This is a genomic window from Salinibacterium sp. SWN167, from assembly GCF_015864665.1.
Lineage (GTDB): Bacteria > Actinomycetota > Actinomycetes > Actinomycetales > Microbacteriaceae > Rhodoglobus.
This window is the reverse complement of the sequence record NZ_JADYWU010000001.1, coordinates 1,344,877-1,369,056: the sequence shown is the minus strand read 5'-3', so window position 1 is coordinate 1,369,056 and position 24,180 is coordinate 1,344,877. Positions and strand designations below refer to the sequence as shown.

Annotated in this window: 27 protein-coding genes and 1 riboswitch; of the genes, 6 read left to right on the top strand and 21 right to left on the bottom strand. The window is 61.2% G+C overall.

Annotated features, from left to right (window positions below):
- Positions 1 to 70 precede the first annotated feature (70 nt).
- Positions 71 to 697 (bottom strand): ECF transporter S component, encoded by a 627-nt coding sequence (locus I6E60_RS06535; protein WP_197179369.1) that lies wholly within the window; start codon positions 695 to 697, stop codon positions 71 to 73.
- A gap of 33 nt (positions 698 to 730) precedes the next feature.
- A riboswitch (TPP riboswitch) is annotated at positions 731 to 839 on the bottom strand.
- A 26-nt stretch (positions 840 to 865) separates the two neighbouring features.
- Here I6E60_RS06535 and I6E60_RS06530 point away from each other — a divergent pair.
- Positions 866 to 1,792, top strand: coding sequence for an LLM class F420-dependent oxidoreductase (locus I6E60_RS06530; protein WP_197179368.1), 927 nt, complete (start codon positions 866 to 868; stop codon positions 1,790 to 1,792).
- 12 nt (positions 1,793 to 1,804) lie between these two features.
- On the opposite strand, the gene I6E60_RS06525 is transcribed toward I6E60_RS06530, so the two are convergent.
- The 5 genes from I6E60_RS06525 to I6E60_RS06505 form a co-directional block, all read right to left on the bottom strand.
- The gene (locus I6E60_RS06525) at positions 1,805 to 2,650 is read right to left on the bottom strand and encodes a DUF3097 domain-containing protein (RefSeq protein WP_197179367.1); all 846 of its coding nucleotides are present in this window, start codon (positions 2,648 to 2,650) and stop codon (positions 1,805 to 1,807) included.
- The gene (locus I6E60_RS06520) at positions 2,647 to 3,090 is read right to left on the bottom strand and encodes a VanZ family protein (RefSeq protein WP_197124137.1); all 444 of its coding nucleotides are present in this window, start codon (positions 3,088 to 3,090) and stop codon (positions 2,647 to 2,649) included. Before I6E60_RS06520 ends, I6E60_RS06525 begins: the two co-directional genes overlap by 4 nt.
- Positions 3,091 to 3,192: 102 nt before the next feature.
- Positions 3,193 to 3,687 carry an SRPBCC family protein gene (locus I6E60_RS06515; protein ID WP_197124135.1) on the bottom strand — a complete coding sequence of 165 codons (495 nt, stop codon included), beginning with the start codon at positions 3,685 to 3,687 and terminating at the stop codon, positions 3,193 to 3,195.
- A complete protein-coding gene (locus I6E60_RS06510) occupies positions 3,684 to 5,051 on the bottom strand; it encodes a glucose-6-phosphate dehydrogenase (RefSeq protein ID WP_307841789.1) in 1,368 nt (455 codons plus the stop codon). Before I6E60_RS06510 ends, I6E60_RS06515 begins: the two co-directional genes overlap by 4 nt.
- A gap of 32 nt (positions 5,052 to 5,083) precedes the next feature.
- Positions 5,084 to 5,710, bottom strand: a complete 627-nt coding sequence (locus I6E60_RS06505; protein ID WP_197124133.1) for a hypothetical protein — start codon at positions 5,708 to 5,710, stop codon at positions 5,084 to 5,086.
- A 146-nt stretch (positions 5,711 to 5,856) separates the two neighbouring features.
- Between I6E60_RS06505 and I6E60_RS06500 the strand changes: the two genes are divergently transcribed.
- The 4 genes from I6E60_RS06500 to I6E60_RS06485 are packed head-to-tail and all read left to right on the top strand — an operon-like array spanning position 5,857 to position 8,079.
- Positions 5,857 to 6,297, top strand: a complete 441-nt coding sequence (locus I6E60_RS06500) for a hypothetical protein (RefSeq protein ID WP_197124131.1) — start codon at positions 5,857 to 5,859, stop codon at positions 6,295 to 6,297.
- 58 nt (positions 6,298 to 6,355) lie between these two features.
- A complete protein-coding gene (locus I6E60_RS06495) occupies positions 6,356 to 6,856 on the top strand; it encodes a thioredoxin family protein (protein WP_197124129.1) in 501 nt (166 codons plus the stop codon).
- Between the two features lie 6 nt (positions 6,857 to 6,862).
- Positions 6,863 to 7,612, top strand: a complete 750-nt coding sequence (locus I6E60_RS06490; protein ID WP_197123936.1) for a cytochrome c biogenesis CcdA family protein — start codon at positions 6,863 to 6,865, stop codon at positions 7,610 to 7,612.
- 47 nt (positions 7,613 to 7,659) lie between these two features.
- Complete coding sequence (locus I6E60_RS06485; protein ID WP_197124127.1) at positions 7,660 to 8,079, top strand: DUF1761 domain-containing protein; 420 nt, start codon at positions 7,660 to 7,662, stop codon at positions 8,077 to 8,079.
- 62 nt (positions 8,080 to 8,141) lie between these two features.
- On the opposite strand, the gene I6E60_RS06480 is transcribed toward I6E60_RS06485, so the two are convergent.
- The 6 genes from I6E60_RS06480 to I6E60_RS06455 form a co-directional block, all read right to left on the bottom strand.
- Complete coding sequence (locus tag I6E60_RS06480; RefSeq protein WP_197124125.1) at positions 8,142 to 8,438, bottom strand: DUF1905 domain-containing protein; 297 nt, start codon at positions 8,436 to 8,438, stop codon at positions 8,142 to 8,144.
- 120 nt (positions 8,439 to 8,558) lie between these two features.
- Entirely contained in the window at positions 8,559 to 9,110 is a 552-nt protein-coding gene (locus I6E60_RS06475) for an OsmC family protein (protein ID WP_197124123.1), read from the bottom strand.
- An 80-nt stretch (positions 9,111 to 9,190) separates the two neighbouring features.
- A complete protein-coding gene (locus I6E60_RS06470; RefSeq protein WP_197179366.1) occupies positions 9,191 to 10,576 on the bottom strand; it encodes an MFS transporter in 1,386 nt (461 codons plus the stop codon).
- Positions 10,577 to 10,743: 167 nt separating this feature from the next.
- Complete coding sequence (locus I6E60_RS06465; protein WP_231599668.1) at positions 10,744 to 11,076, bottom strand: glutamyl-tRNA amidotransferase; 333 nt, start codon at positions 11,074 to 11,076, stop codon at positions 10,744 to 10,746.
- Positions 11,077 to 11,118: 42 nt separating this feature from the next.
- Positions 11,119 to 12,636 carry an Asp-tRNA(Asn)/Glu-tRNA(Gln) amidotransferase subunit GatB gene (gene gatB, locus I6E60_RS06460; protein WP_197124119.1) on the bottom strand — a complete coding sequence of 506 codons (1,518 nt, stop codon included), beginning with the start codon at positions 12,634 to 12,636 and terminating at the stop codon, positions 11,119 to 11,121.
- Entirely contained in the window at positions 12,629 to 13,672 is a 1,044-nt protein-coding gene (locus I6E60_RS06455) for a DMT family transporter (RefSeq protein WP_197124117.1), read from the bottom strand. The genes gatB and I6E60_RS06455 overlap by 8 nt, the downstream gene beginning before the upstream one ends.
- Before the next feature lie 71 nt (positions 13,673 to 13,743).
- Here I6E60_RS06455 and I6E60_RS06450 point away from each other — a divergent pair, with 71 nt between their 5' ends.
- Positions 13,744 to 14,298 (top strand): CGNR zinc finger domain-containing protein, encoded by a 555-nt coding sequence (locus tag I6E60_RS06450; RefSeq protein ID WP_197124115.1) that lies wholly within the window; start codon positions 13,744 to 13,746, stop codon positions 14,296 to 14,298.
- Here the strand turns inward: I6E60_RS06450 and gatA are convergent.
- The 9 genes from gatA to I6E60_RS06405 form a co-directional block, all read right to left on the bottom strand.
- On the bottom strand, positions 14,295 to 15,809 hold the full coding sequence (gatA, locus tag I6E60_RS06445; RefSeq protein WP_231601142.1) for an Asp-tRNA(Asn)/Glu-tRNA(Gln) amidotransferase subunit GatA: 1,515 nt from the start codon (positions 15,807 to 15,809) through the stop codon (positions 14,295 to 14,297). The two genes, I6E60_RS06450 and gatA, sit on opposite strands and share 4 nt — an antisense overlap.
- A complete protein-coding gene (gene gatC, locus I6E60_RS06440; RefSeq protein WP_197124114.1) occupies positions 15,809 to 16,123 on the bottom strand; it encodes an Asp-tRNA(Asn)/Glu-tRNA(Gln) amidotransferase subunit GatC in 315 nt (104 codons plus the stop codon). The genes gatA and gatC overlap by 1 nt, the downstream gene beginning before the upstream one ends.
- A 50-nt stretch (positions 16,124 to 16,173) precedes the next feature.
- Positions 16,174 to 17,169, bottom strand: coding sequence for a serine hydrolase (locus tag I6E60_RS06435; protein ID WP_197179365.1), 996 nt, complete (start codon positions 17,167 to 17,169; stop codon positions 16,174 to 16,176).
- Positions 17,169 to 18,536 carry an alpha/beta hydrolase gene (locus I6E60_RS06430; RefSeq protein WP_197179364.1) on the bottom strand — a complete coding sequence of 456 codons (1,368 nt, stop codon included), beginning with the start codon at positions 18,534 to 18,536 and terminating at the stop codon, positions 17,169 to 17,171. Before I6E60_RS06430 ends, I6E60_RS06435 begins: the two co-directional genes overlap by 1 nt.
- A 128-nt stretch (positions 18,537 to 18,664) precedes the next feature.
- Positions 18,665 to 20,980, bottom strand: coding sequence for an NAD-dependent DNA ligase LigA (gene ligA, locus I6E60_RS06425; protein ID WP_374189216.1), 2,316 nt, complete (start codon positions 20,978 to 20,980; stop codon positions 18,665 to 18,667).
- Positions 20,981 to 21,062: 82 nt separating this feature from the next.
- Positions 21,063 to 22,226 (bottom strand): tRNA 2-thiouridine(34) synthase MnmA, encoded by a 1,164-nt coding sequence (gene mnmA / locus I6E60_RS06420; RefSeq protein ID WP_197124106.1) that lies wholly within the window; start codon positions 22,224 to 22,226, stop codon positions 21,063 to 21,065.
- 36 nt (positions 22,227 to 22,262) lie between these two features.
- Positions 22,263 to 22,517 carry a hypothetical protein gene (locus I6E60_RS06415; protein WP_197124104.1) on the bottom strand — a complete coding sequence of 85 codons (255 nt, stop codon included), beginning with the start codon at positions 22,515 to 22,517 and terminating at the stop codon, positions 22,263 to 22,265.
- Complete coding sequence (locus I6E60_RS06410) at positions 22,517 to 22,885, bottom strand: winged helix-turn-helix domain-containing protein (protein WP_307784404.1); 369 nt, start codon at positions 22,883 to 22,885, stop codon at positions 22,517 to 22,519. The genes I6E60_RS06415 and I6E60_RS06410 overlap by 1 nt, the downstream gene beginning before the upstream one ends.
- 93 nt (positions 22,886 to 22,978) lie before the next feature.
- Positions 22,979 to 24,157, bottom strand: a complete 1,179-nt coding sequence (locus I6E60_RS06405; RefSeq protein WP_197124102.1) for a cysteine desulfurase family protein — start codon at positions 24,155 to 24,157, stop codon at positions 22,979 to 22,981.
- Positions 24,158 to 24,180: the final 23 nt, after the last annotated feature.

Here is a 24,180-nt window from a genome sequence, read left to right as displayed (position 1 = left end):
GCCCAGGCGAGCCTGCTGGAATGGCGCCACCCCCATCCGTCGACAGTGACACCAGCAGGCGTGGTGGGGGTCAGACCCGCTTCGCAATCTCGCGGCCAGCGCCGAACCGGTTGAGCGCTCCCGTTGCGGCAATACCGCGCGTCGCGAGCCACGAGAGGAGGCCGGCAATGAGCATTCCGCCGACGATGGCGGCAATCGTGTAGATCACGATGAAGGGAAGCGCGGAGCCGGGGTACCAGAGCAGCAGGTCAGTGATGGCCATCGCGAGGCCGGCACCGGCGCCCGCAAGAATCGCACCGCTGGCACGCCAATTGGCGTAGAGGAAGGCCGCGAACACGATCTCGGCGCCAATGCCCTGAGTGAACCCGCTCACGAGGGTGAGTACACCCCACTGGTTACCGATGAGCGCTGAGACGGACGCCGCGACCATCTCACCATAAATGGCAGCGCCAGGCTTGCGGATGACGAGCGCCGTAAGCACACCGGCGAACAGCCAGAACCCGCCACCGACGGCTTGCAGGCCAGGCAGGAGCGCCGCGAACGGAGCCAAGGCTGGAGTGGAGGCCACGTTCCAGACGACGAAGATCAAACCGCTCGCGACGCCGATAACGCTCGCGACGACGATGTCGATCACCCGCCACTGAAAACGTGAACGTAGCGGTGCGGCCGTGGAAGAGGATGGTGCTGTTGTGGTCACTTTCGTGCCTTTCACTAGTGAATGGCACGGGTTTCAAGAGTGTCTGCTCCCTGCGCTGGCATGATCCAGATCAGGTTCGACGGTCGAAGCTTGGAGAAGCTCCCTCTCAGCCCGGCTCACCGGACTCCCGTGTTCGCCACCCAGTCTAATCATCAATAGGCTCGGGGTATGGACTTCCGCATTTTCACCGAACCTCAGAACGGCGCCAGCTACACCGATCAGCTCGTGCTGGCGCAAGCGGCAGAGAAGCTCGGTTTCGATGGCTACTTTCGCTCCGACCACTATGTGACGATGGATGACCGCAACGGCGGACTGCCCGGCCCCACCGATTCGTGGACGACGCTGGCCGGGCTTGCGCGCGAGACTTCGACCATTCGACTCGGGACCCTCGTCTCCTCGGCGACGTTTCGGCATCCGGGAGTTTTGGCCATTCAGGTAGCTCAAGTCGACGACATGTCGGGCGGCCGCGTGGAGCTCGGGCTCGGCACCGGCTGGTTCGAACGTGAACATGCTGCGTACGGCATCCCTTTTCCTGCGAAGCGGTTCGGGATGCTCGAGGAGCAGCTCGACGTGATCACCGGCATCTGGGCAACGGAGCTGGGAAAGACCTTCTCGTATGAGGGCAAGCACTACCAGCTGAGCCAGTCTCCCGCGCTGCCGAAGCCCGTGCAGAACCCGTTACCGATCATCATCGGCGGCAGCGGTCCAAGCCGTACGCCGGCGCTCACCGCTCAGTTCGCCGCCGAATACAACGCGGGCTTCGCAACCATCGCACCGCTGAAGGAGCGCATCAACCGCGTGCGTGCCGCGTGCGAGCACTTCGACCGCGACCCCGCCACACTCGTGCTTTCCATCGCCGGCACGACCGCTGTCGGCGCCACCGAATCTCAGATCGAAGCGCGTGCTACCGCAGCCAACTCAACTTCCGCCGACCTGCGTCTTGGCGGCTTCGCGGGAACTGCCAGCGAGGTCGTCGACAAGATTTCAGAGCTGCAGGCCCTCGGATTCACTCGCGTGTACTTCCAGATCATGAACTTCCACGATCTCGACCAGCTCGACTTCCTCGCTCGTGAGGTCGTGCCGCAACTCGACTAAGCGCGCTCGGCGCTAGGCATCCTGATCGACCGTGACAAAGTCGATGAGGTGCTCAACGCGCCCCAAGAGCGCTGGCTCAAGGTCACCGAAGTTGGTGACCTTCGACAGAATGAACTGCCACGCGCGGGCGATATCGGCTTGGTCTTCATGCGGCCAGCCGAATGCTTCACAGATGCCGTGCTTCCACTCGATCGTGCGCGGCACCGTAGGCCAGGCAGCAATTCCGAGGCTTTGCGGCTTCACGGCCTGCCAGACATCGACGAATGGATGACCAACCACAAGCGCATGCTTGCCGTACTTGCCGCGCCCCACGGCATCCGCAATTCGGCTCTCCTTCGAGCCGGGAACAAGGTGATCTACCAAGATTCCCAACTTGCGGTCAGAGGTGGGGGCAAAGTCTGCGACGATCTTCTCGAGATCGTCAATTCCGCCTAGAAACTCGACGACGACACCTTCGGCGCGTAGGTCATCACCCCACACTTTTTCGACGAGTTCCGCGTCATGGCGACCTTCAACATAGATGCGACTCGCGAGCGCTGTGCGGGCACGCTGCTCGGGGGCAGCAAACGACCCGGAGGCGGTTTTGCGGGCAGCAGCAGCTTTCGGCGCGGGCTTGACGAGCTCTACCGGCACACCGTCGATGAGATAACCGCTGCCGAGAGGGAACGCGCGAGCGGAGCCCCGGCGGTCTTCGAGTTCCATGAGCCCGTTGGCGAAACCTACCAGGGCACCAACGTAGCCGTCCGCGATGACTTCGACGACCATCCCGGATTCGATGGGCACTTTCGGGAGCACTGCTGGCCCGCGCTTGATAGAGAAATCAGCGAGAACGTCGTGGGAATAGCGGTCGTCAGTCACCGATCGAGGTTAAGCGGTGCCGCCGAGTTGCTAGCGGAGGCGCGACGAGAGCTCGCAAGGTTCGTCGACGGTTGAGCGAATGCGACTGCCGGACGTTGAGCATGCTCCCGCCAGAGCGCGACGCCCACGGCGGCCGAAACACCAATTCCGGAACCGATAGCCGAGAGCAGAATGTCAACGACATCGGCGTAGCCGACGGGCATCCACACCGTCTGGGCGGCTTCGAGCCATGCTGCGGCAACGATGCTGAAGGCGAGTGCTGCCCACCAGCGGCGGCGACCGAACATGCCAACCAAGAAAATGCCAACGGGGATAAACGCAACGGTGGTCCAGATCCAAAAGCGACCGTTGCTGCCCGGAGCGATCACGAAAGCGAGACTCGCCAAGGCGGCGAAGTAGAGCGCTGCGGCTAACGCAACGGCAAATCTCGATCGGAACATACCAGCCATTGTCACAAGCGCATCTTTGCGCAAGTTGTGAGAAGGGTGGAAGCGGGATGTGAACAGCGCCTTTTATGGCAACGATTCGATAACTGCGCTCCCCTAGTTGGCTGCCAGCCGCTCCACTTCACGTGCGATCGGCGGCAGCACACGACGCATGTAACGCCCCCACCACAGTCGAATAATCAACCACACGATCCAGCCGCGGGCCGGCTTAGCGAAGAAGGTATAACTCCAGCGGATGCGCGAACCGGTGGTGCGGTCGTCGAACCGCCACTCGGCTCGGGCACCAGAAACGAGCAGCCCAAAGAGTTTCTGAAATTCACTGAGCTCGTAAGCAAACAATTCGGGCGCAGCGGCGTCGGTGATCGTCTCGATCACGTGGCCGCCATCGGAGAGCACGAGGCGTCGGGTGTGACCGACGGCATCCCACGTTCCGGACTGCTCGAGCACCGTGACGACGGCGGGCAAGGGGCCGAAGCGAGGATAGAACTGTGCAGGGTCAAGCGGCCCCGAGAAATCGTAAGCCTGCTGAGCACTCGCTCGCGTGCGGGCGTGCGCGGTCGCCGTGACTCCCCGCTGGCCGGCGCGAGTCATTCGGATTCCCACGATTCGGGGCCGGGCGAGCCTGCCGGATACTCCTCAAGCGGAACCTGATTGTTGCGGAAAGCGTCGAGTACGGGAGCGACTATTCGCCAGCACTGCTCGGCAATATCACCGCGCACCGACAGCACGGGATCCCCATCAACGAGAGAGGCGATCACCTCGCCATAGGCGCTCATGGCCGGATCGCCAAGGGTTGTCGTCAGTTGAGTGCGGTCGAGCGAGAAGGGGTCGCCGGCACCATTCACGATGAGGTCGAGTTCGAGAGTCGCTGGCTTGATCGAAATAGTAAGTTTCGCCGGATCTTCGCTGCCCGTGAGGCCATAAGGAAGATGCGGCACCGGCGCAAACGTGATCACGATGTCTTGGCGAGCTTTGCCCAGAGCCTTGCCTGAACGCAACACAAACGGCACACCAGCCCAGCGCCAGTTATCGATCTCGAACGTCACTTCAGCCAAAGTCTCTGTGCTGAAATCAGGATTCACACCATCTTCGTCAACGTAGGCCGGAAGCTCGCGGTCGCCGATGGTGCCCGCCGTGTAGCGTGCACGCCGAGCGCACGTGCCGTCGAGCGTTTGCACCCGCGTTGCACGAAGCACCTGGGCCATCGACCCCCGCAAATCCTCTGAGCTCACACTCGCCGGGGGTTCCATTGCCGTCAGTGCCAAGACCAGCAGCAAATGGCTTTGGATCATGTCGACAACAGCGCCAGCGCGATCGTAATAACCGGCACGACCTTCGAGAGCGAGGGCCTCATCAAAAATGAGCTCAACCTTCGCCACGTTCGGAGCCCCCAACAGTGGCTCAAAAATGCGGTTCGCGAATCGCAATCCGATAAGGTTCAGCACCGTCGACTTGCCCAAGAAATGGTCAACACGAAAGACCTGTTCCTCGGGCACGATCGCCTGCAACACCCGGTTCAAATCGCGGGCGCTAGCCTCATCGCTTCCGAACGGCTTCTCGAGGGCAAGCACGATCCCGGCGGGCAAATCGAATGTCGCCAACACCGAAACAACCTGTTGGGCGATCGCGGGAGGCAACGCAAAATACAAGGCGACGCGGCCGGTAGCCGATTCGATCACCTGGCGCACTTGCTGCGCGTTGGTGACGTCGGCCTGCACGTAGTGCGCTGCACCAGCAACGGCATCAGACGTGGGCGAAGCGTGTGCAGCGAAGGAGGCCGAGACGCGCTTCTGCCAGGCTGCGTCATCCATTTCTTGACGATCCACGCCAATAACAGTGAGCTCTTCAGCTTCGTCACTGGCCAGATACGACGCGAGGCCAGGCAGTAGCAGGCGGGAGGTGAGGTCGCCGCCGGCACCCAAGATGATCAGTGTTTCAATCCGTGCCGTCATCATGCACTCTCTGCTCGATACTGCTGAAGGTCGTGCTACTTCGTTTCGCTACTGCCAGTATCACTATCGACGCTCGGCGGTTGCTGAGTCGGAACAGCAGTTGCGGATGCGGTGGCCGTGACGCCAGCGAATGTGGACGCTGATCCGCGACGCGACCATGTCATCCACCACCAGACGATTGCGCCGACGACGGCGGAGCCAAGGATGCCGACGACGGGGCCGAGAAGAACAGTGCCACCGACAGCAGAGTCTGTGACGTTCGCGGCGAACGTGAGGTAGGCCACAAAGAGCGGAACATCAAGCAGGGCGACAATGCCGAGGGATTGGAAGGTGACCTGCCACGGCTTGCGCACAGAACCACGCTTGAGCAAGAACACGCTCGCGAAAGCGGCGAGCGCCACTAGGAGCACCGCGACGATGCCGACGACGATGATCACGGTGCCGATCACGCTGCCTGCGCCGCTCACGAAATCGCGCACCGCCGGAACGTCGCCGAAGAGACCGCTGACGCCGGAGGCGGTGCCGCCTACGAGCAAGGTGAGCCCGCCACCGAGGGCGACGAAGCCCAACATGAGCCAGCCGATAGAGAAGAAGGCGTGCGATACCGCTCCCGCAACAAGAGAATGGCCCCGCTGTGCACTGGTTAGCTGCGCTTTTTGCATGGTTCGACGTTAGCGCAGCGGTACGACGAACGTGGAGAATCCGCGTAATCGACGACACAACGTGAGAATCAGTCTTGACACCAAAACGCGGGTGATTTGGGCGCTTTGCACGACAATCGGGGGTGAGAGTCGCTACGGTTTGGAATATGAAATCGTGGAGGGACGCGCTCAACGCCGAGCAGCAGGCTGACGTTGATCGAATTCTCGACTCTGCGCTCAATGTGGCACGAAGCCATTTGGGACATGCGAGTGAGTTCATGACGTTCGCGCTCATGACGGATGGCAGCGGCCGGGTGCTTGAAATGACCGCTGACGAAGCGCTGAAGAAGAAGCACTTGGATGCCGAAAAACTTATCGCGCAAACCGTGACTCAGTTGCGCCAAATGGCCGCAATTTCTCGCTGCAGTGCCATCGTCTCGAACACGAGAGTGGCGTCGCTCAAGTCCGACGCGATCGAAGTGCGAATCGAGCATAAAGCGGGCGCAGCACTCATGGTTTTGCTCCCGTATACGCGAGCCAGATTCACGGGTGCCCTAACTTTCGGCGATCTCAAGCTGTATTCGCACACCGCTGAAGTCTGGGTATAGCCAGAGAAATTTCGCCGAGCGCGGAAGTTTTGAGACGCTCCGTGCGTTACTAGGTGGCATGAACAAGCGAATTCTCGCGGTCATTGTTGCTCTTGCCGTCGTTGTTATTGCAGCAGTCTCGATCGTCGCAGCCCAGAACCCGAACAGCTCTGACGAGTCGACGGCCACCGACAGCACGTCTCAGAGCGCTGAGAGCTCGAGCGACTCCGGCGCCGAAGCCGAGGACGTTGTTGCTGTCGAGAACGACGGTGGCGGCTCCTACGTCGACTACAGCCCCTCGGCTGTTGCGGATGCCGATGGTCGCGTCATCCTGTTCTTCCACGCCACTTGGTGCCCCCAGTGCGTGTCGGCCGATGGTGACATCACGGCGTCGGGAGTTCCGTCGGGCATCACGATCGTGAAGGTCGACTACGACACCAATCAGGACCTGCGGGCCGAATACGGTGTTACTCAGCAGACGACGTTCGTTGAGGTCGATTCCAACGGCGAAAAGGTACAAGACAACTTTGTTGCGACCGTCGAACCCACGTTGAATGCGGTTCTCACCGCCCTCGGTTAAGCCCCGATGCTCAGCCTGATTCTGCTCTCGTTTGTGGCGGGAGTTCTGACGGTTGCTGCGCCCTGCGTGCTGCCGCTGTTGCCGGTCATCGTTGGCGGCTCGATCGCGCGCACCAGTAGTGACTCCACGGTGGCTGAACGCCAGTGGTTCCGCCCTGTGGTTATCGCGGTGAGCCTCGCAGGGTCAGTGATCATCTTCACCCTGCTGCTCAAAGCAACGACAGCCCTGCTGGGGATCCCGCAGCTGGTGTGGCAGATTATTGCCGGCGGCATCCTGATCATCTTCGGCCTCACGCTGGTATTCCCCGCGCTCTGGGAGCGCTTTATGCTCGCCACGGGCATCCAAAATCGGGCAAACGCCGTAATGAACCGCTCGTATTCACGTGGCGGCCTTGGCGGCGATGTAATGCTCGGTGCCGCGCTCGGCCCGACCTTCAGCAGTTGCTCCCCCACCTATGCACTCATCTTGGCCACCGTCTTGCCTGTCTCGTTTGCCGAGGGACTGCTCTACATCGTTGTGTACGCCATCGGTCTCGCCGTCGCGCTGCTCATGATCGCGTTTCTCGGTCAGGCATTCGCTCGCAAACTCGGCTGGCTCGCTAACCCCAACGGCGTCTTCAAGCGCGTGATCGGCATCATTCTGTTGGTCGTGGGTCTCGCCGTCATCCTCGGTCTCGATAAGCAGTTCCAGAGCTACGTGCTCGAGCAGGGCTGGTATGACCCGATTCAACGGTTCGAAGAGAGCATTACCGGCTAGTCGCTCTGAGAGTAGGCTTCGGTGACCGTTATCGACCGGAGGTTGTCATGGTTCCCGAAATTAACTACATCGCCGTCATCTTGGCGACGCTATCGAGCATGATCGTCGGCACCATCTGGTATTCCCCGCGCGTATTTGGCAACTACTGGATGAAGGCAGCCAACGTCACCCCTAGCGGCAACACTGCGGATGCCGTTCGCCCCATTGTGATCACCGTCATCGTGAGTTTCTTCACGGCCTGGATTCTTGCCGGCGCCGCCTTCATCGCCTCTGACTTTTATGGCGGAAGCTTCTTTCTCAACACGGTCTTGACAAGCATCGTGTTGTGGGGTGGCTTCACCGCGGCCCGCTTCATTACTCACGACCAATTCGATGGGCGCCCGAACGGCCTCACCGTGTTGAACGTGAGCCACGAGTTCGTGACGATTGTGGTGATGGCGATCATCATCGGGGTGTGGCCGGCGTAACTGCGCTCTGGACCGGCGGCAGTCCCAAAGCCCTGCAGCCGCCCCACGCGCGCTGCAGTCCGTTAAATGAGCTGGATCGACACCTGCACCGTGTCACCGAGCTCTAAACCCTCAGCGCGGCGCACAGCGGCCTTGACGGGGAGAAAGAAGCTGTCCTCCACGCTGCTGTTAGGAAAGATCGACGTCGTCCACGTGGTGGAGCCAATAGTGACTTCTACCGCGACGGCACCGAACCCCCGCGGCGGTGACGGGATCTCTTTAACGTCGGCTCCGACATCCGGTGGCACCTGCACAAAATAGACGCTCGGCTTCGACGACCACGGCGTGATCTCAGACGTGAACTCGAACTCGGGTTTCATACGTTGAGCGTAGTCCGGCACTGGCTGCGGCTGCGCTGGCCAAATACTGCGGTTAAAAAACTCGACCGGTAGCCTGGGCTACCGGTCGAGCATGTCAGAGGGCATCATCATGGGGTGCCCTTAGCCTTTGACCACCTGAGTGGTGATCGAGGTGGGGTTCGCGAACAGGTCGAGTACGGGGCAGTGGGCGTCGACGGCGTCGCGCAACTCGTCGTAGCGTTCCTGTGACTCTGGACCGGTGATGGTCGCGAAGAGGCGGATGGCGCCGAAGCCATTGCGCACGGTCTCGTCGATTCCGAAGAGGCCGCGAACGTCGAGGTCGCCCTCGGCTTTGACCGAGATGTCATCGACCTGAATGTCGAGCGCCTGGGCATAGAGACGGAAGACGACTACCTGACACGCGATCAGCGCGCCAAGAGCAATCTCGACGGGGCTCGCGGCAACGTCATCACCGGCGAGTCCCTCGGGCTCGTCGATGTGGAAAACGTGCTTTCCCGCCTTGAGTACGGTGCCGACAGAGCCAACGCCCTTACCGGTGACGGCGTACGTGAGTTCGGCCGCGGCGGGCTTGGCGGCAATTCGCGAGTTCCAGGCAGCGCCGGCAGCGGTGAGTCGGGCTGCACGGTCGGCAGCGAGATCAATGGTCGTGGTTTCGTTCGTGAGAAGTGTCATGCGGCGAAGGTAATCGCATTCCACCGCGGTCGCGAGAGCACGCCGTAACAGACCGAAATAGTGCTTAACAAAGAGATTTATTACGTGCGAACTCGCAGTGCGACCGGCACGGATGCGATTGCCACAACCGTCGCCAGACCGAGTGCTGCTACGAAACCGACCCCATCCGCGAGGCCGCCGACGGCAGCGAAAACAAGACCGCTGAAGGCGATCGCTATGGCGCCACCAGCGGCATCCGAAATCGAGAGCGCAGCACTATTGAAACCTTGGTCTCGAGCGCTGGAATGACTGAGCACGAGGGTCGAGAGCCGCGGAAAGGTGATGCCCATGCCGGCGCCAGCGACGAGCCAGCCGATCGCGGCGACCCACAACGAGAGCATGAAATACGCGGTGATCAGCTGAGTGGCGATTCCCACGCTGAGCAAGAGTGCGCCCGCAACCACCACGCGCCCGTGAGAAACAGATTCCGGAAGGCGGCCCTGCAGCGCTGAGCCCACCGCCCACGAGACGGCGCCGACCGTGAGGATGAGACCCGCAGCCCAGGCGGGCAGACCGTAACGTTCGTTCAGCAAGTACGGCAGATAGACCTCGGTCGAGAAGAAGGCGGCGGCAAAGAAACCGCGCAACACGATCGTGGCGGGCAGCCCGCGGCGAACGCTCAACGAACCGGTTGGCAGCAACGGCCGCAGCGCAATGATGACGACCACGAACGCTCCCCCGGCGAGAGGCCAGGCCAGCGCACCTTCTCGTTCACCACCGAGGCTGATGCCCATCACTGCCAGCGCGGCAATGATCGCCCAAACCACAGCGCGGCTGCCCGATGACTTCTCGGCAGGCACCACCGGCTGACTCACCAAGATGCGAATAGCAGGCAGGATCGCGAATGCCGCCGCCAGCACCAGAAACACGACGCCGAAGAAAACCCAGTGCCAGCTGATCTGTTCGGCAACGACGCCAGCAAGAGGCGGACCGATCAGCGAGGGCAATACCCACGCCGAGGCGAAGAGCCCAAAGATTTTCGGATGCAACGCCGCCGGATAGAGGCGCGCGACAACCACATACAGCGCGACAATGAGCCCTCCGGAACCAAGCCCCTGCAGAAAGCGGCCCGCGATGAAAATACCCATCGTGCCGGCGAAACCCGCCGCCAGAAGACCGAGCGTGAAGACTGCCATGGCCGCGATCAGCGGCTTGGCCGGCCCGGTGCGGTCTGACCACTGACCGGCAAGAACCATTCCGATCACGCTCGCCGCAAGAGTGCTCGAGAACGCGACCGAATAGAGCGCGTGACCGTCGAGATCACGACTAATCGTCGGCATGATCGTGGTGACTGCGAGCGTCTCAAAAGCGCCCAAAAAGATCAGAGCAAAGGCCCCGATCGTTGTCCACAGTAGGTGGGCCGAAAAAATGCTCGTCGGAATAGGGATGGGGCCGGTGGTTGCGCCCACGGGGATGTTGCTTGTCATGGTGTTGAGCTCTTCAGTAGTGCGAAGCTACTGCAGACGGAACGGATGGTTCCTCGTCGGTGCGGCGGGTGATCACGCGCTCACACTGGCGGCTGCGGTGCCATTCAAGTGTATGCCGCCCGCTCTCCAAAACAAACAAATTTGACTAAGTTTGGATGCTGGCGCGACTACGAAATCTCGACGACCGTGCCCTGCCCCAACTCGTCGGCATCGGCATCCGTGACCACAGCAAAAACGCCGGTCGGGATGCCGGGAAGGTTCGCAACACGATTGGCCACGCCGGTGAGCGTCGACTCGTCGGCACCAGTGATCACGATGACATAAGCGTCGTTGAACACGTCGCCCTCTTCGACAACAAAAATCTCGCCGCCCTCTTCGAGCTCGTTCGTGAACTCCACGAGCGATTCGATCCACGGGAACCGCGACTCGCCCTCGGCCGCATTGGCGTCGGGGGTAAGCGGTACGTGGATTTCGACAACGAGTTCAGCAGAATCAGACATGACCACAACGGTACTGCCTGCAGCCGACAAGTGCTGCTCGCCCTATTCGGCGGAAGCGCGCTCCAAGACAAGTTCACGCACGCGAGCGGCGTCAGCCTGACCCTTCATTGCCTTCATGACCGCACCAATAACCGCACCGGCAGCCTGAACCTTGCCATCGCGAATCTTCGCAAGAACGTCAGGCTGAGCAGCAAGTGCCTCATCGATCGCCGCAATGAGCGGGCCGTCATCCGACACCAGCTTGAGTCCACGACTCTCGACAACATCGGCGGGCGAACCCTCGCCAGCGACAACACCCTCGAGGACCTGGCGGGCCAGACTGTCGTTGAGAACACCGTCGTTCATGAGCGCAACGAGAGCCGCGACATCCGCGGGGCTAATCAACGAGCTGGCGTCAGCACCCTGGAGGTTGGCGAGGCGAGCGATCTCCCCCGTCCACCACTTGCGCGCTTGAGCTGGCGTCGTTCCGGCCTCAACCGTCGCTTCAATCTCGCTGAAGAGCCCAGCGTTGTTGACGTCACGGAATTCAAGGTCAGTGAAGCCCCACGCGGCCTTCAGGCGCTTGCGACGCTCGGCCGGAGGCTCGGGAAGCGCTGCACGCAGCTCTTCAATAAGCTCAAGCGAAGGTTCGACCGGAAGAAGGTCGGGCTCCGGGAAGTAGCGGTAGTCATCAGCGTCGCTCTTGGGGCGACCAGCACTGGTAACACCGGTGTCTTCGTGCCAGTGGCGGGTCTCCTGAGTGATCGTGCCACCCTTCTGAAGAATGGCCGCCTGACGTTGAATTTCGTAGCGAACCGCGCGCTCAACGCTGCGCATTGAGTTCACGTTCTTGGTCTCCGTGCGCGTGCCGAGCTTTCCAGAACCCCGCGGGCTCAACGAAATGTTCGCGTCACAGCGCAAGTTGCCGCGCTCCATGCGGGCTTCAGAAATACCGAGCGAACGAACGATGTCACGAATAGCCGAGACGTAAGCCTTGCCAACCTCGGGAGCATCCGCTTCGGCGCCCGTGATCATGTGCGTGACGATCTCGACGAGGGGAACGCCAGCACGGTTGTAATCGACGAGCGAATACTCGGCACCCTGGATACGACCGGTAGCGCCACCCACGTGCGTAAGCTTGCCCGCATCTTCTTCCATGTGCGCGCGCTCGATTGGAATCGTGATCGTGCGACCGCTCTCGAGCTCAATGTCGACAGAACCCTCGAATGCAATCGGCTCATCGAACTGGCTGATCTGGTAGTTCTTCGCTAGGTCGGGGTAGAAATAGTTCTTGCGGGCAAAGCGCGAACTCGGCGCAATCTGGCAGCCGAGCGCCAGACCGAGAGAGATCGAATACTTGATCGCCTCTTCGTTGACGACAGGCAAGCTGCCGGGCAAACCGAGATCTACCGGAGTGATCATGGTGTTCGGTTCGCCGTGCTCAGCACCGGATGCTGCCGGGTTCGGCGCATCCGAGAACATCTTGGTCTGGGTATTCAACTCGACGTGCACCTCGAAACCGAGCGTCGGCTCAAATAGTTCGAGTGCTTTGTCGTAGTCCATCAATTCAGCTTTAGCCACCAGATGATTGTACGTGGCGCAGCGGCACCGTATCGGTACCCGGTTCGAGCGGCGCGGATGCTGGGGCCAAAATTGGTTCATCATCGTCGCTCGGAATAGCTTCAGCCTCAATCGTGAAGTCGCTGAACTCTTCAGACTTCTCGGAGCGAACGAAGGCGATCCCGGCCAAAATCAGGGCTCCCCCGATGAATTGCATGATCGACAGGTTCTCGCCGATCAACAGCCAGGCGTAAATCGCCGCCGTGACGACCTCGAGCAATCCGACGAACGACGCGAGACGAGAACCGAGCATTTCGCTCGCCATGATGCTCGTCGAATACGCGATACCGGTCGCGACGATACCCACGATGAGCAGCGGAACCCACCACGGAGCCACGATGCCGAGCACCGTGACATCCACCATCGGCATATCGAACGGCACAATGCCCACGAGACCGACAAGACCGAGAATGAGCCCGCCGAGCAGCAGGCCAGCCGATGCCAGCGCGACGGCCGGAAGCCCTTCGCTCGTGCGCGCCGCAACCACGTAATACACAGCCGCACCGACAGCGGCACACGCTCCAAAGATAATTCCGAGCGGATCGAGGGCGCCGGACCCCTCGGGAGAGACGACCAGGATGAGTCCACCAAGGGCGACAACGGAGCCGATAAGAACAACGGCCTTGGGCGTGCGTCGTGACGTCACCCACGCGAACGCGACGAGCAACAGCGGCGCCATGTATTCCAAAAGGATCGCGATGCCGACCGGAATGCGTTCGATCGCCGCGAAGTACACCAACTGGGTTCCTGACACGCCAATGATCGCCATGAGAAGGATGCGACTGCGCGCGTACCAGAGTGCGAACCAGCGACCTTTGAGAGCGATAATCGCGAACGGCGCCAGCACCGCACCACCAATAAGCACTCGAAGTGTCACGGCAGCCGCTGGGCTCCAGCCGGCTTCGAGCACGGGCTTCACGAGTGCTCCGGAGAGCCCGAAACTAGCTGCGGCAACTAGCGCAATGAGCATGCCGAGGGTGGTGGATGAACGTTTCATGGGCGACTGCTTTGAACGAGATTGACGAGTATTTCTGCTGACGCTAGTCTCGAAACAAATAAGGAGTCAAATTGCAATTTGCCCCTGACACGGTGGAGAGTCTCGAGTTTGCCGTATTGCTCGGCAACAGTCACGAATTAGCGAGCAGATCCGGTGTTGATGAGCTCGTAACCACCGACCAAGTGCACTCCCTCGTGATGCAGTTCCGCTTCAGCGGTCGGATCGACCGCGACGACAACGAGGCCGCCGAAGTTCGGGCGGTTCGCGACCGCATCCGCGGCGTCTGGAAGCTCACGCGCGACGATGCCGCTACAGAAATCAATGCCATGCTCGCCGAAGCGAAAGCGCTCCCCTTCTTGGCACGACACGGCGACTTCGACTGGCATCTGCACGCCAATGACCCCGAAGCCCCACTTGCCGAGCGTATTCAAGCAGAAGTGGGCCTAGCCCTCGTCGACGTCGTGCGCTCCGACGCCATGTGGCGCTTGCGGCGCTGCCAAGCACCCGATTGCGAAGGCCTCATGGCCGACCTGTCACGCAACGGCTCACGCCGCTTCTGCAGCATCCGTTGCGGAAACCGGATGAATCAAATCGCCTACCGCGAACGGCAAGCAGAAGGCAACTAGCCGAGCGACGGAGCCTGACTCGGCAGGGTGTGGCCCCACTGCTGCTCCAGCAAGCGCTCGAGCGTCGCGCCAACCTCGTAGAGACGAGCATCGCCGCGAGCCGGAGCCATGATCTGGAAGCCAGTGGGAAGACCATCCTCGGGAGCGAGCCCCATCGGAAGACCCATACCGGGGATGCCCGCAAGGTTAGCCGGAATCGTCGTGACGTCGTTGAGGTACATCGCCATCGGGTCTTCGAGCTTCTCACCGAGCTTGAACGCGGTCGTCGGCGCCGAGGGCGAGACGAGAACGTCAGCCTTCTCGAACGCTGCAGCAAAGTCGCGCTGAATGAGCGTGCGCACCTTCTGCGCGCTGCCGTAGTAGGCGTCGTAATAGCCGGCACTGAGCGCATACGTGCCGAGGATGATGCGGCGCTTGACCTCATCACCGAAACCGGCTTCGCGGGTCGCTGCCATCACGTCTTCGACGGTTCCGCCGCCTTCGGGCGTGACGCGGAGGCCGAAGCGCACCGAGTCAAATTTGGCGAGGTTACTCGACGCCTCGGCGGGGAGGATGAGGTAGTACGCCTCGACGGCGTACTCAAAGTGCGGAGCATCCACTTCAACGATCTCGGCACCGAAATCGGTGAGCAGCTGCAGTGCTTCGTGGAAGCGTTGCGAGACACCGGCCTGGAAGCCGGGGCTGTCGAGCTGCTTGATGACACCAACGCGCAGGCCCTTGAGGCTTTCGGCGGCGGCACCGGCACGAGCGGCAGCAGCAAACGACGGCCACTGCTCGTTGAGCGACGTGGAGTCGCGCGGGTCCCAGCCACCAATGACATCGTGCAGCAACGCCGAGTCGAGAACGGTGCGCGAAACGGGGCCAACCTGGTCGAGCGACGACGCCAACGCGATCGCACCGTAGCGCGATACGCCACCGTAGGTGGGCTTGACACCAACAGAACCCGTGACGGATGCCGGCTGACGGATCGATCCACCGGTGTCAGAACCGAGGGCGAGCGGAGCTTCAAACGCGGACACTGCCGCGGCCGAGCCACCACCGGACCCACCGGGGATCCGGTCGAGATCCCACGGGTTATGAGTCGGACCATACGCCGAGTGCTCGGTTGACGACCCCATGGCGAACTCATCCATGTTGGTCTTGCCGAGCGGAATCAGGCCGGCCGCACGCAGCTTCGCCACGGGAGTGGCGTCGTAGGGCGGAACCCAGCCTTCAAGAATTTTGGACCCAGCGGTGGTGGGCATATCGATCGTGCAGAGCACATCTTTGACGGCAACGGGCACACCGGCGAGCTCGCCCAGCGACTCCCCTGCCGCACGACGCTCGTCGATGCGCTTGGCGTTGGCCAGAGCATCCGCTGATACGTGCAAGAACGCGTGAACCTTGTCATCGACGGCAGCAATACGGTCGAGGTGCGCTTGAGTTGCTTCAACGGACGAGACTTCGCCTGAGCTCAGCTTGGTAGCCAGCTCGGATGCCGACAGGCGGGTGAGGTCGTTCAGATCTGCCATTACTGCTCTTCTCCCAGAATCGCGCTAACCGCAAAACGTGAACCATCGTGCTCGGGTGCTCCTGCCAGCGCCTGCTCAGTAGTGAGCGTGACTCCGGGAACATCGGCGCGGAAAACATTGCTCAACGGAATCGGATGACTCGTTGCCGGAACATCATCGGTAGCGACTTCGCTGACCTTGGCCACAGAATTGACGATTGCGCCGAGCTCGCCAGTGAGCTTCTCGATTTCATCAGTGGTGAGGGCGATACGGGCGAGCGAGGCGAGGTGCGAAACGACCTCGCTGGTGATCGCACCAGGATTGGTGTCAGTCATGGAGCTCCGAAGATGGGAAACAGACAGGGAACCGTATAAGTGTATTCGGCTTAGCGAGCGGCGAGGAGCGACAGGGCGAGAGCATCGACACTCACGGCCGTATTACTCAGTACGACAACTGCCCGCGAGCGCTCTCGTTCGAACCCGACAAAGCTCGCGAAGCCGCCGGTCATACCGTTGTGCCACGTGATCCCGTCGGGGTTCGTGAGCCAGGCGTAGCCGATTCGTCCCTGCCGCGGCACGGCGATGCGTGGGGTTGTAGCGGCGACGCCAGGCGCACTGCTGTCGAGTTGCGCCTCGACGTATCGCATCATGTCGGGCAGGGTAGAGCGGATGTTGCCCGCCGGCCCATACGCATTCATCGTCCACGCGTCGCTGGCTCTGCCCCGTGCGTCGAAACCCGTTGGCGCTTCGATGGGAAGTTCGGCGGCGGTCGCGAACGAAGCCGTGTGCGCGAGCCTCAACGGAGCGGCTATGCGCTCGGCAACGAGCTCGGAATAGACCCGGCCGGCAGCTACGGCAAGAGCCTGACCCAGCAGAGCGAACCCCAGATTCGAATACGAAAAAACTCCCGGCTTTCCTAGCGGAGTGGCAGCTGTCTGGCTGACGAGCTCAGCAACGGATGCCGTATACGGGTCACGGCCAGCCTTCACCGCCCGGTTGCCCCGACGGAACTCGGCGAAGCTCACCGGCAGCCGCGGTAGCCCGCTGTGCTGAGTAGCGATGTTTTCTAAGGTGACAGCGGCTGCGGGGCATTCTCCCAGCTCCAGCAGTTCGCCCGCGGTCGTTTCGGTGGTTACTTCACCGTTCTCGAGCGCGAGTGCGAACAGCGACGCCGTGATGGTTTTAGTGACGGAGCCGATTTCGAAAGTGCGCTCGTCCTCCGCACCGAACTGAGCAGTGCGCCACTGCCCCGCATTCCACAACGCCACACTCATCACATTGTGACCTCGGGGGCGCACGCGGTGCTGAACGAGTTCGATCAGCTTACGGTCGCCAGCTATCGGCTCCGCCAGCCGGAGCTGGTGCTTGGGGCGTCGCGCCATCAACTCTGATTGTGTGTCGTTGAGCCGTAGGCCCGCTCGATAACCGGGATACCTTCAGGGATAACGAGGTCGCCGCGACCGATGCACATCAAAGCGAAGTTGCGCATTGCTTCGGTGCCAGGAGTGAAGTATTCGTTGTGACCAATAGAACCGGCGAGTTCTTGCTTCTGAATCACGTCGAAGCTGCCGCTCACTCCGAGCGACTGAGCGCCGAAGGATGCGGTGCCAGGATCTGCACCAAAGTAGGAGCTGTTGGGAATCGGATCCCACGCGGCCTCCCCCACAAACACGTTGCCGTTGCGCACATTCAAATCAGCGACCGACTCTGCGGGACTGCCGGGCGAACCCACCATCGCCAAAGCATCGATCTGGAAGTCGTACTCCGACAACGCCATCATTGCCGCCGTTGTTCCATAGGAATGGGCCACTACCGAAATATAGGGCTGATCGGCACCTCGCTGCGCCTGCAGACCGAGAATGGCATTTGCCAAGGTGTCACGGCCTTGCACGGCGTTATCGATCGCCCCCACGTTAGTGAGATTGGGGGTGTCGTAGCCGATCCACGCGACCGTCGCGACCGTCTCGTTGCTCGTGAAGACCGACTGAGAATCAAAGTATTCAAGCCACGCCTGTTGCTCGGTGTAGAGCGTGTTGGCGGCATCCGCCCAATACGACATCTGACCCTCGATGGTGAAGAACATGCCCGGCACCAAGAAACTCACGTAATCGGCATCGTTCAGATCGCCCAGCACGATGGCAGCGCGGCCCTGCCCGGTGACGTCCAAGGTGACCAGAGTGCGCTCAGGGCTCGCACTATCGAAAACGAGAGCCTCCGAAATGGAGGACAACATGCTGAGTTGCTGGCGTGCGCTCTGCTGCACCGCACGACCGGCATCCGAATCTACAACCGAAGAAAGTTCCGCGATCGTCTCATCAAGCACTGTGCGGTTGCTGACGTCGCGAATCGTGTAGGGCACGCCCTCAAGGTTGCCGAGCAGTTGCGGACTCGCCACTTCGAGCGCGGCGCGGCGATCGGTAGCCAAATCGCCCCACCACAATGCCACTTCTTGCGCGGGCGGTTGCGAAAGGAGAATTTGCTCGACGGCGCCCGGGCGAGCTGCGAGGTACTCCGAAATGCCGCCGGCGGGAATGCTCGCGAGCGCTGTCAGAGTGCGACCGCTGAAGGTGGAAGTGCCGACTGCAGAACCGCTCACCGCACCGGTGGTATCGACAACGGGGCCCACGAAGGGGGCTGGCGCATCGCTCGTGACGATCGAACTGAACTGCACTTCGGGCGCGCCAGAGGCCTCGGTGGCGGGTAAGCCGACGACCGAGGTAGCTAAAACGAGTGCAATTTCAATCAGCAACGACGGGTATTCCCCTCAGGAACATTGACCGTGCGCCATCCCCGCACACGAACACGTTCAGCTAATCCTAAGGCAGTATCGCCCTGTTCGGGGGTAAACCGAAGGCAATACGGTGGTTTTGCATAGTTTTAAATAGCTTCAGGGCCACCGTCGAGCAGACGCGCAAATTGTGCCGCGTCGAGTACAGGGATGCCCAATTGTTCCGCTTTGGTGAGTTTGGAACCGGCACCGGGCCCTGCGGCAACGTAGTCGGTCTTTTTGCTCACGCTGGAGGCTGCTTTAGCACCCGCCGCGATGATCGCCTCTTGTGCCCCTTCGCGAGTGAATCCCTCAAGGCTTCCGGTGGCGACAATCGTCAAACCAGCGAGAATTCCGTCGCTGGCTTGAGCCGCACCGGGGCCAGCGTGACCGGGAGTTGACCACTGCACGCCCGCCTCTGTCCAGCGCTGAACAATCTCCTGGTGCCAATCCACCTCGAACCAGTCAGCGACAGAGTCGGCGATGATTCCGCCAACGCCATCCACGGCAGCGAGCTCTTCTCGCGTCGCCTCCCGAATAGCAGCGAGCGAACCAAAATAGTCCGCAAGAGCGCGCGCAGCGACAGGCCCAACGTGGCGGATGCTCAAACTCACGAGAAGTCGCCAGAGGGGTTTGGTTTTCGCTTCCTGAAGGTTGGCGATGAGCTTAATGGCGTTGCTCGAGGGCACCCAGTCGGGGGTTCCCGCAAACTCGGTCGCGTCGGCATCGAACTCGGGGTCAGCATCTTTGCCCGTGAACTTGCGGGCCCGGCGGAACGGAGTGACGAGTCGCTCGGTGCCATCATCGTTAACGAGCACCTCCCCCGTCTCGGAGTCACGAACCGCAACGACAATCGGGAAAATATCTTTCACCGTGAGATCGAACAGCCCCGCCTCGTTGATCAACGGGGGCACCTCGGGTTCGCGAGGTTGAGTGAGAGCGCGGGCAATTACTTCGCCAAGCACCTCAATATCGAGACCGCCGCGGCTGCCGGCATGTTCGATACGACCGCGCACTTGAGCGGGGCAACTGCGGGCATTCGGACACCGCAGATCGATGTCGCCCTCTTTCATCGCCCGCAGCGGTGTTCCACATTCTGGGCAATTCGTGGGCATCACAAACGCGTACTCGCTGCCGTCGCGCAACTCTTCGACCGGGCCCAGAATTTCGGGAATCACATCGCCCGCCTTGCGCAGCACCACGGTGTCGCCGATGAGTACGCCTTTGCGCTTGACGACATCCTGATTGTGCAGAGTCGCCTGCCGCACAACTGACCCGGCGACTAGCGCTGGTTCCATGACCGCATAGGGGGTTGCTCGACCTGTGCGCCCGACCCCGACCACGATGTCGAGCAGTTTTGTGTTGACCTGCTCAGGCGGATATTTGTAGGCGATAGCCCATCGCGGAGCCCGAGAAGTGGCACCGAGCTCGTCGTGAAGCGCGAGCTCATCGACCTTGATCACAATGCCGTCGATCTCGTGCTCGACGCTGTCACGGTGTTCGCCGTAGTAGCGAATGAATTCTTCGACCTCGCCCGCTGTAGGCACCACCCGGAAGTACTTGCTCGTGGGCAGACCCCAGCTGGCCAGTGCGCCGTAGATCTCACTCTGAGTGCGAATGGGCTCGTGCCCCTCGCGCTCCCCATTCCACGCGCCGATGCCGTGCACGAGCATGCGCAGCGATGACAATCGCCGACGCATGTGGGCAAGTTTCTCTTCAGATTTGCCCTCAGACTTTTGGCGAAGCGACCCTGCCGCAGCGTTGCGTGGGTTCGCAAAAACCTTCTCGCCGATGCGGGCCTGTTCAGCGTTCAGTTCGCGGAACAGCTCAAGTGGGATGAACACCTCTCCACGCACTTCAACGATGGGCGGATGCCCGCTGCCGGCCAGCCGCTGCGGAATACCTTCCACACGCACGATATTTTCGGTCACGTCTTCGCCGACGCGCCCATCGCCGCGAGTGGCAGCGCTGACGAGCACACCATCGAGGTAGCGCAAGTTGATTGCAAGCCCGTCGATCTTGAGTTCGCACAGGAAATCGACGTGGCGCGCTGAATCTCGCTGCACCTTCGCCGCCCATTCAGCGAATTCTTCTAGGGAGAACACATTGTCGAGGCTGAGCATTCGTTCCGCGTGCTCGACGGGGTCAAAGAGCGTTGCCGCTTTGCCGCCAACGCGCTGCGTGGGGCTGTCTTGGCCCTGGAGCTCTGGATGCAGCGCCTCCAGCTGCTCTAAGCGCTGAAGCAGGCGGTCGTACTCGGCATCGTCAACCAACACTTCGTCGCGCACGTAGTACGCATCGCGCAGTTCAAGAATGCGCGTGGTGAGGCTTTCGGCCTCATCGCGTGCCTCGGCAAGCGACGGGTCGACGGTCTCGGCGACCTGACCGTCGGACGAGTGGGAGGAACGTGAGTTCTCGGTGCTAATAGCCACTCGTCAAGTGTAAACAGCGGCACTGACTTCTGAGTGTGCAAATGCGCCAACGAAGCGCACGCGTCGAGCGAGGTGTTTAGACCCCGACGGGAACCGCAGACACCGTGCGTGCAATCGTGCACTGGCCGAGCACTCGTGTGCCTACGTAAAGAACCGCAGTCTGGCCGGGTGAGACACCAATGAGCGGCTCGTGGGGCCGCACGATGAGCTCGGGGCCCTTCGCATCGCCGACGTTGTCGACACCCTCTGTTGCCGGAGCAATGCGAGCGGTAGCGGGCATCGGATCGGAGTGTGCGCGCACTTGAACGTGGCACTCAAAGCTTGCACCGGGCTCGCTGATGAAGCCAGAGGCGAGCGGATCGAGCCCCGCCCACGAAAACTTGGTGCCAGCGACTTCGGAGAGGGCAAGAGCTTCGCGGGGGCCGACAACGACCTCGTTGGTCTTGGGACGAATCTCCAACACGAAACGGGGCTTGCCGTCATCCGTGGGATAACCAACGTTGAGGCCCTTGCGCTGGCCAATCGTGAACGCGACAGCACCCTCGTGCTTGCCGAGAACCTCGCCATTGCGGTCAAGAATTTCGCCCTGCTCTGCACCAACTTTGTCGGCCAACCAGCCGCGAGTGTTGCCATCAGGGATAAAGCAAATGTCGTGAGAATCAGGCTTGTTCGCTACCGAGAAACCACGCTCTGCGGCCTCAGCACGAATCTCTGCCTTCGACGGCGTAGACCCAAGCGGGAACATACTGTGCGCAAGTTGCTCCGTCGTGAGCACGCCAAGAACATAGGACTGGTCTTTCGCCCAGGCCGCAGCACGGTGAAGCTCACGATTGCCATTCTCATCTTCAACGATGTTGGCGTAGTGACCTGTCGCAACCGCATCGAACCCGAGAGCAACCGCCTTCTCAAGGAGAGCCGCAAACTTGATGCGCTCATTGCAACGCATGCAGGGGTTCGGGGTGCGCCCAGCCGAATACTCGGCAATGAAATCATCCACGACATCGAGCTTGAAACGCTCGGAGAAGTCCCAGACGTAATACGGGATGCCAATCATATTGGCCGCCCGTTGGGCATCCATAGAATCTTCAATCGTGCAGCAACCGCGAGCACCAGTGCGCAGGGTTCCAGGCTGACGGCTCAGCGCCAAATGCACCCCAACAACCTCATGCCCCGCCTCGACTGCACGCGCGGCAGCAACCGCGGAGTCCACTCCGCCACTCATCGCCGCTAAAACCTTCATCACCCAAGTGTACGAGACGAGTTGCTGGGCAAGTTCTTACTGCGGGATGTCAGTGAGCGTCTTCTCGACGCCAGCGAGCCGAAGTTCAATGGCATCCAGTCGCTGAATGAGCATCTGGTTGGCTTCGAGCGTCTGCTCGGCAAGCGCCCGATAATCGCCGCCCGCTTGCGCATCCGCAACGTGCTTTGCCGTTTCGGCCTTCTTGTTGACGGCGTTTGTAATGACGCCGGCGATGATGCCCACTACGGCAACCGTGGCGAGCCAAAACCAGAGGGTATAGAAGATTTCCATTATTTTCCTTCGTGAGAGTTGCTGTTGTGGGATGGGTGAGCGTCGCCATCGGCGATTTCAGGAGCCGCAGTAGCTGCCGCCGACTTCGCGACCGCTCTCGCCAGGAGAGCGGGGGTCACCGTGACGCGAAAAGGAACTACCTCGAAGAGCTTCAGAGCTTTGCCGTCGTCGCTCAGTTCGTGATGCCCGGCAACAAAGCCCGCTTCTTCAAGCTTGGCGAGGTGCATGTAGAGCAACGGGCGGGACATTCCGACGCGACGAGCGAGCTCGCTCACGTGCTTCTGGCCGGTCGATAGTTCGGCCAAAATGCGCATGCGCTGCGGGTTAGCCACTGCAGCCAACCACGCTCCGAGCTCTTCTGAATTCACGAGAATCCTTTCACCTGTAATAAAAAACTTACACATAGGTGACGGCAGCGTCAAGCCCCGCGTTAACCGGCAACGCGGGAGAAGAAAAACGTCCTAGTGTCCCAGGACTGTCACGCGATCCGAATAGCCAGCGGCTCGAGCCTGCTCGACCGCACCCGGCAGCGCCGCCACAAACTGAGCAACCTCGTCGGCAGTCGTGGACTCTCCGAGCGAGATTCGCAACGCTCCGCGCGCAGTGGGCTCGTCGAGACCCATCGCGAGCAGCACATGGCTTGCTTCGGGCACCCCAGCCTGACAAGCAGAACCGGTTGAAACGCTGAAGCCCGCGACATCCAACAAGAACAACAGAGAGTCACCCTCACAACCGGGGAAGGTGAAATGCGCGTTGCCCGGGAGACGATCTTCGGCGTCACCCCGCAGGACAGCTTCGGGAACCGCCGCCTGCACTCCCGCGATCAACTCATCGCGCAGAACAGTGAGCCGTGCAGCCTCCTCCGCGAGCGCAACCGTGGCTTCGCGTGCTGCCGCCGCAAAAGCGACAGCACCGGGGGCATCCATCGTTCCCGAGCGCGCCCGCTGTTGGCTTCCCCCATGAATAAGCGGAGTCACGGATGCCGAACGTGCGATCACGAGGGCGCCCACTCCGACCGGTCCCCCAATTTTGTGAGCCGAAACGCTGAGCGCGGCCACCCCCGCGGCATGGAAGTCGATGGGCACATAGCCGAGAGCGGATACCGCGTCGACATGCACCGGAACGCCCTGAGCCTGCGCGAGCGCCGCGACTTCGGAAACGGGCTGGAGGGTGCCGACCTCATTGTTGGCCCACAGCATCGAGACGAGCGCAACATCGTCGGCGAGCGCCTCACGAACATAGTCCACGTCAATGCGACCGAGAGCGTCGACGGGAATCCAATCAAGCACTGCACCCTCGTGGGTGCGCATCCACTCGACCGCGTCAATAGTGGCGTGATGCTCAGCTTGCGCAACCACGATACGGCGGCGTTCCACTCCAGACGAATTGCGAGCCCAATACAGACCCTTGATGCCAAGATTGATCGCTTCGGTGCCGCCAGAAGTGAAAGTGATCTCGACCGAATCGGCGCCAACACTCGCTGCCACGGCTTCGCGCGCTTCCTCGAGCATTCGCTTGGCTGCTTGCCCCTGAGAGTGGATCGACGAGGGATTACCGACGACCGGCAACGCTTCTGCGAATGCCTGCACCACCGACGGGCGCATGGGCGTTGTTGCCGCATGGTCAAGATAGATCGTCACCGTAACTCCGCTACTCCCCCACA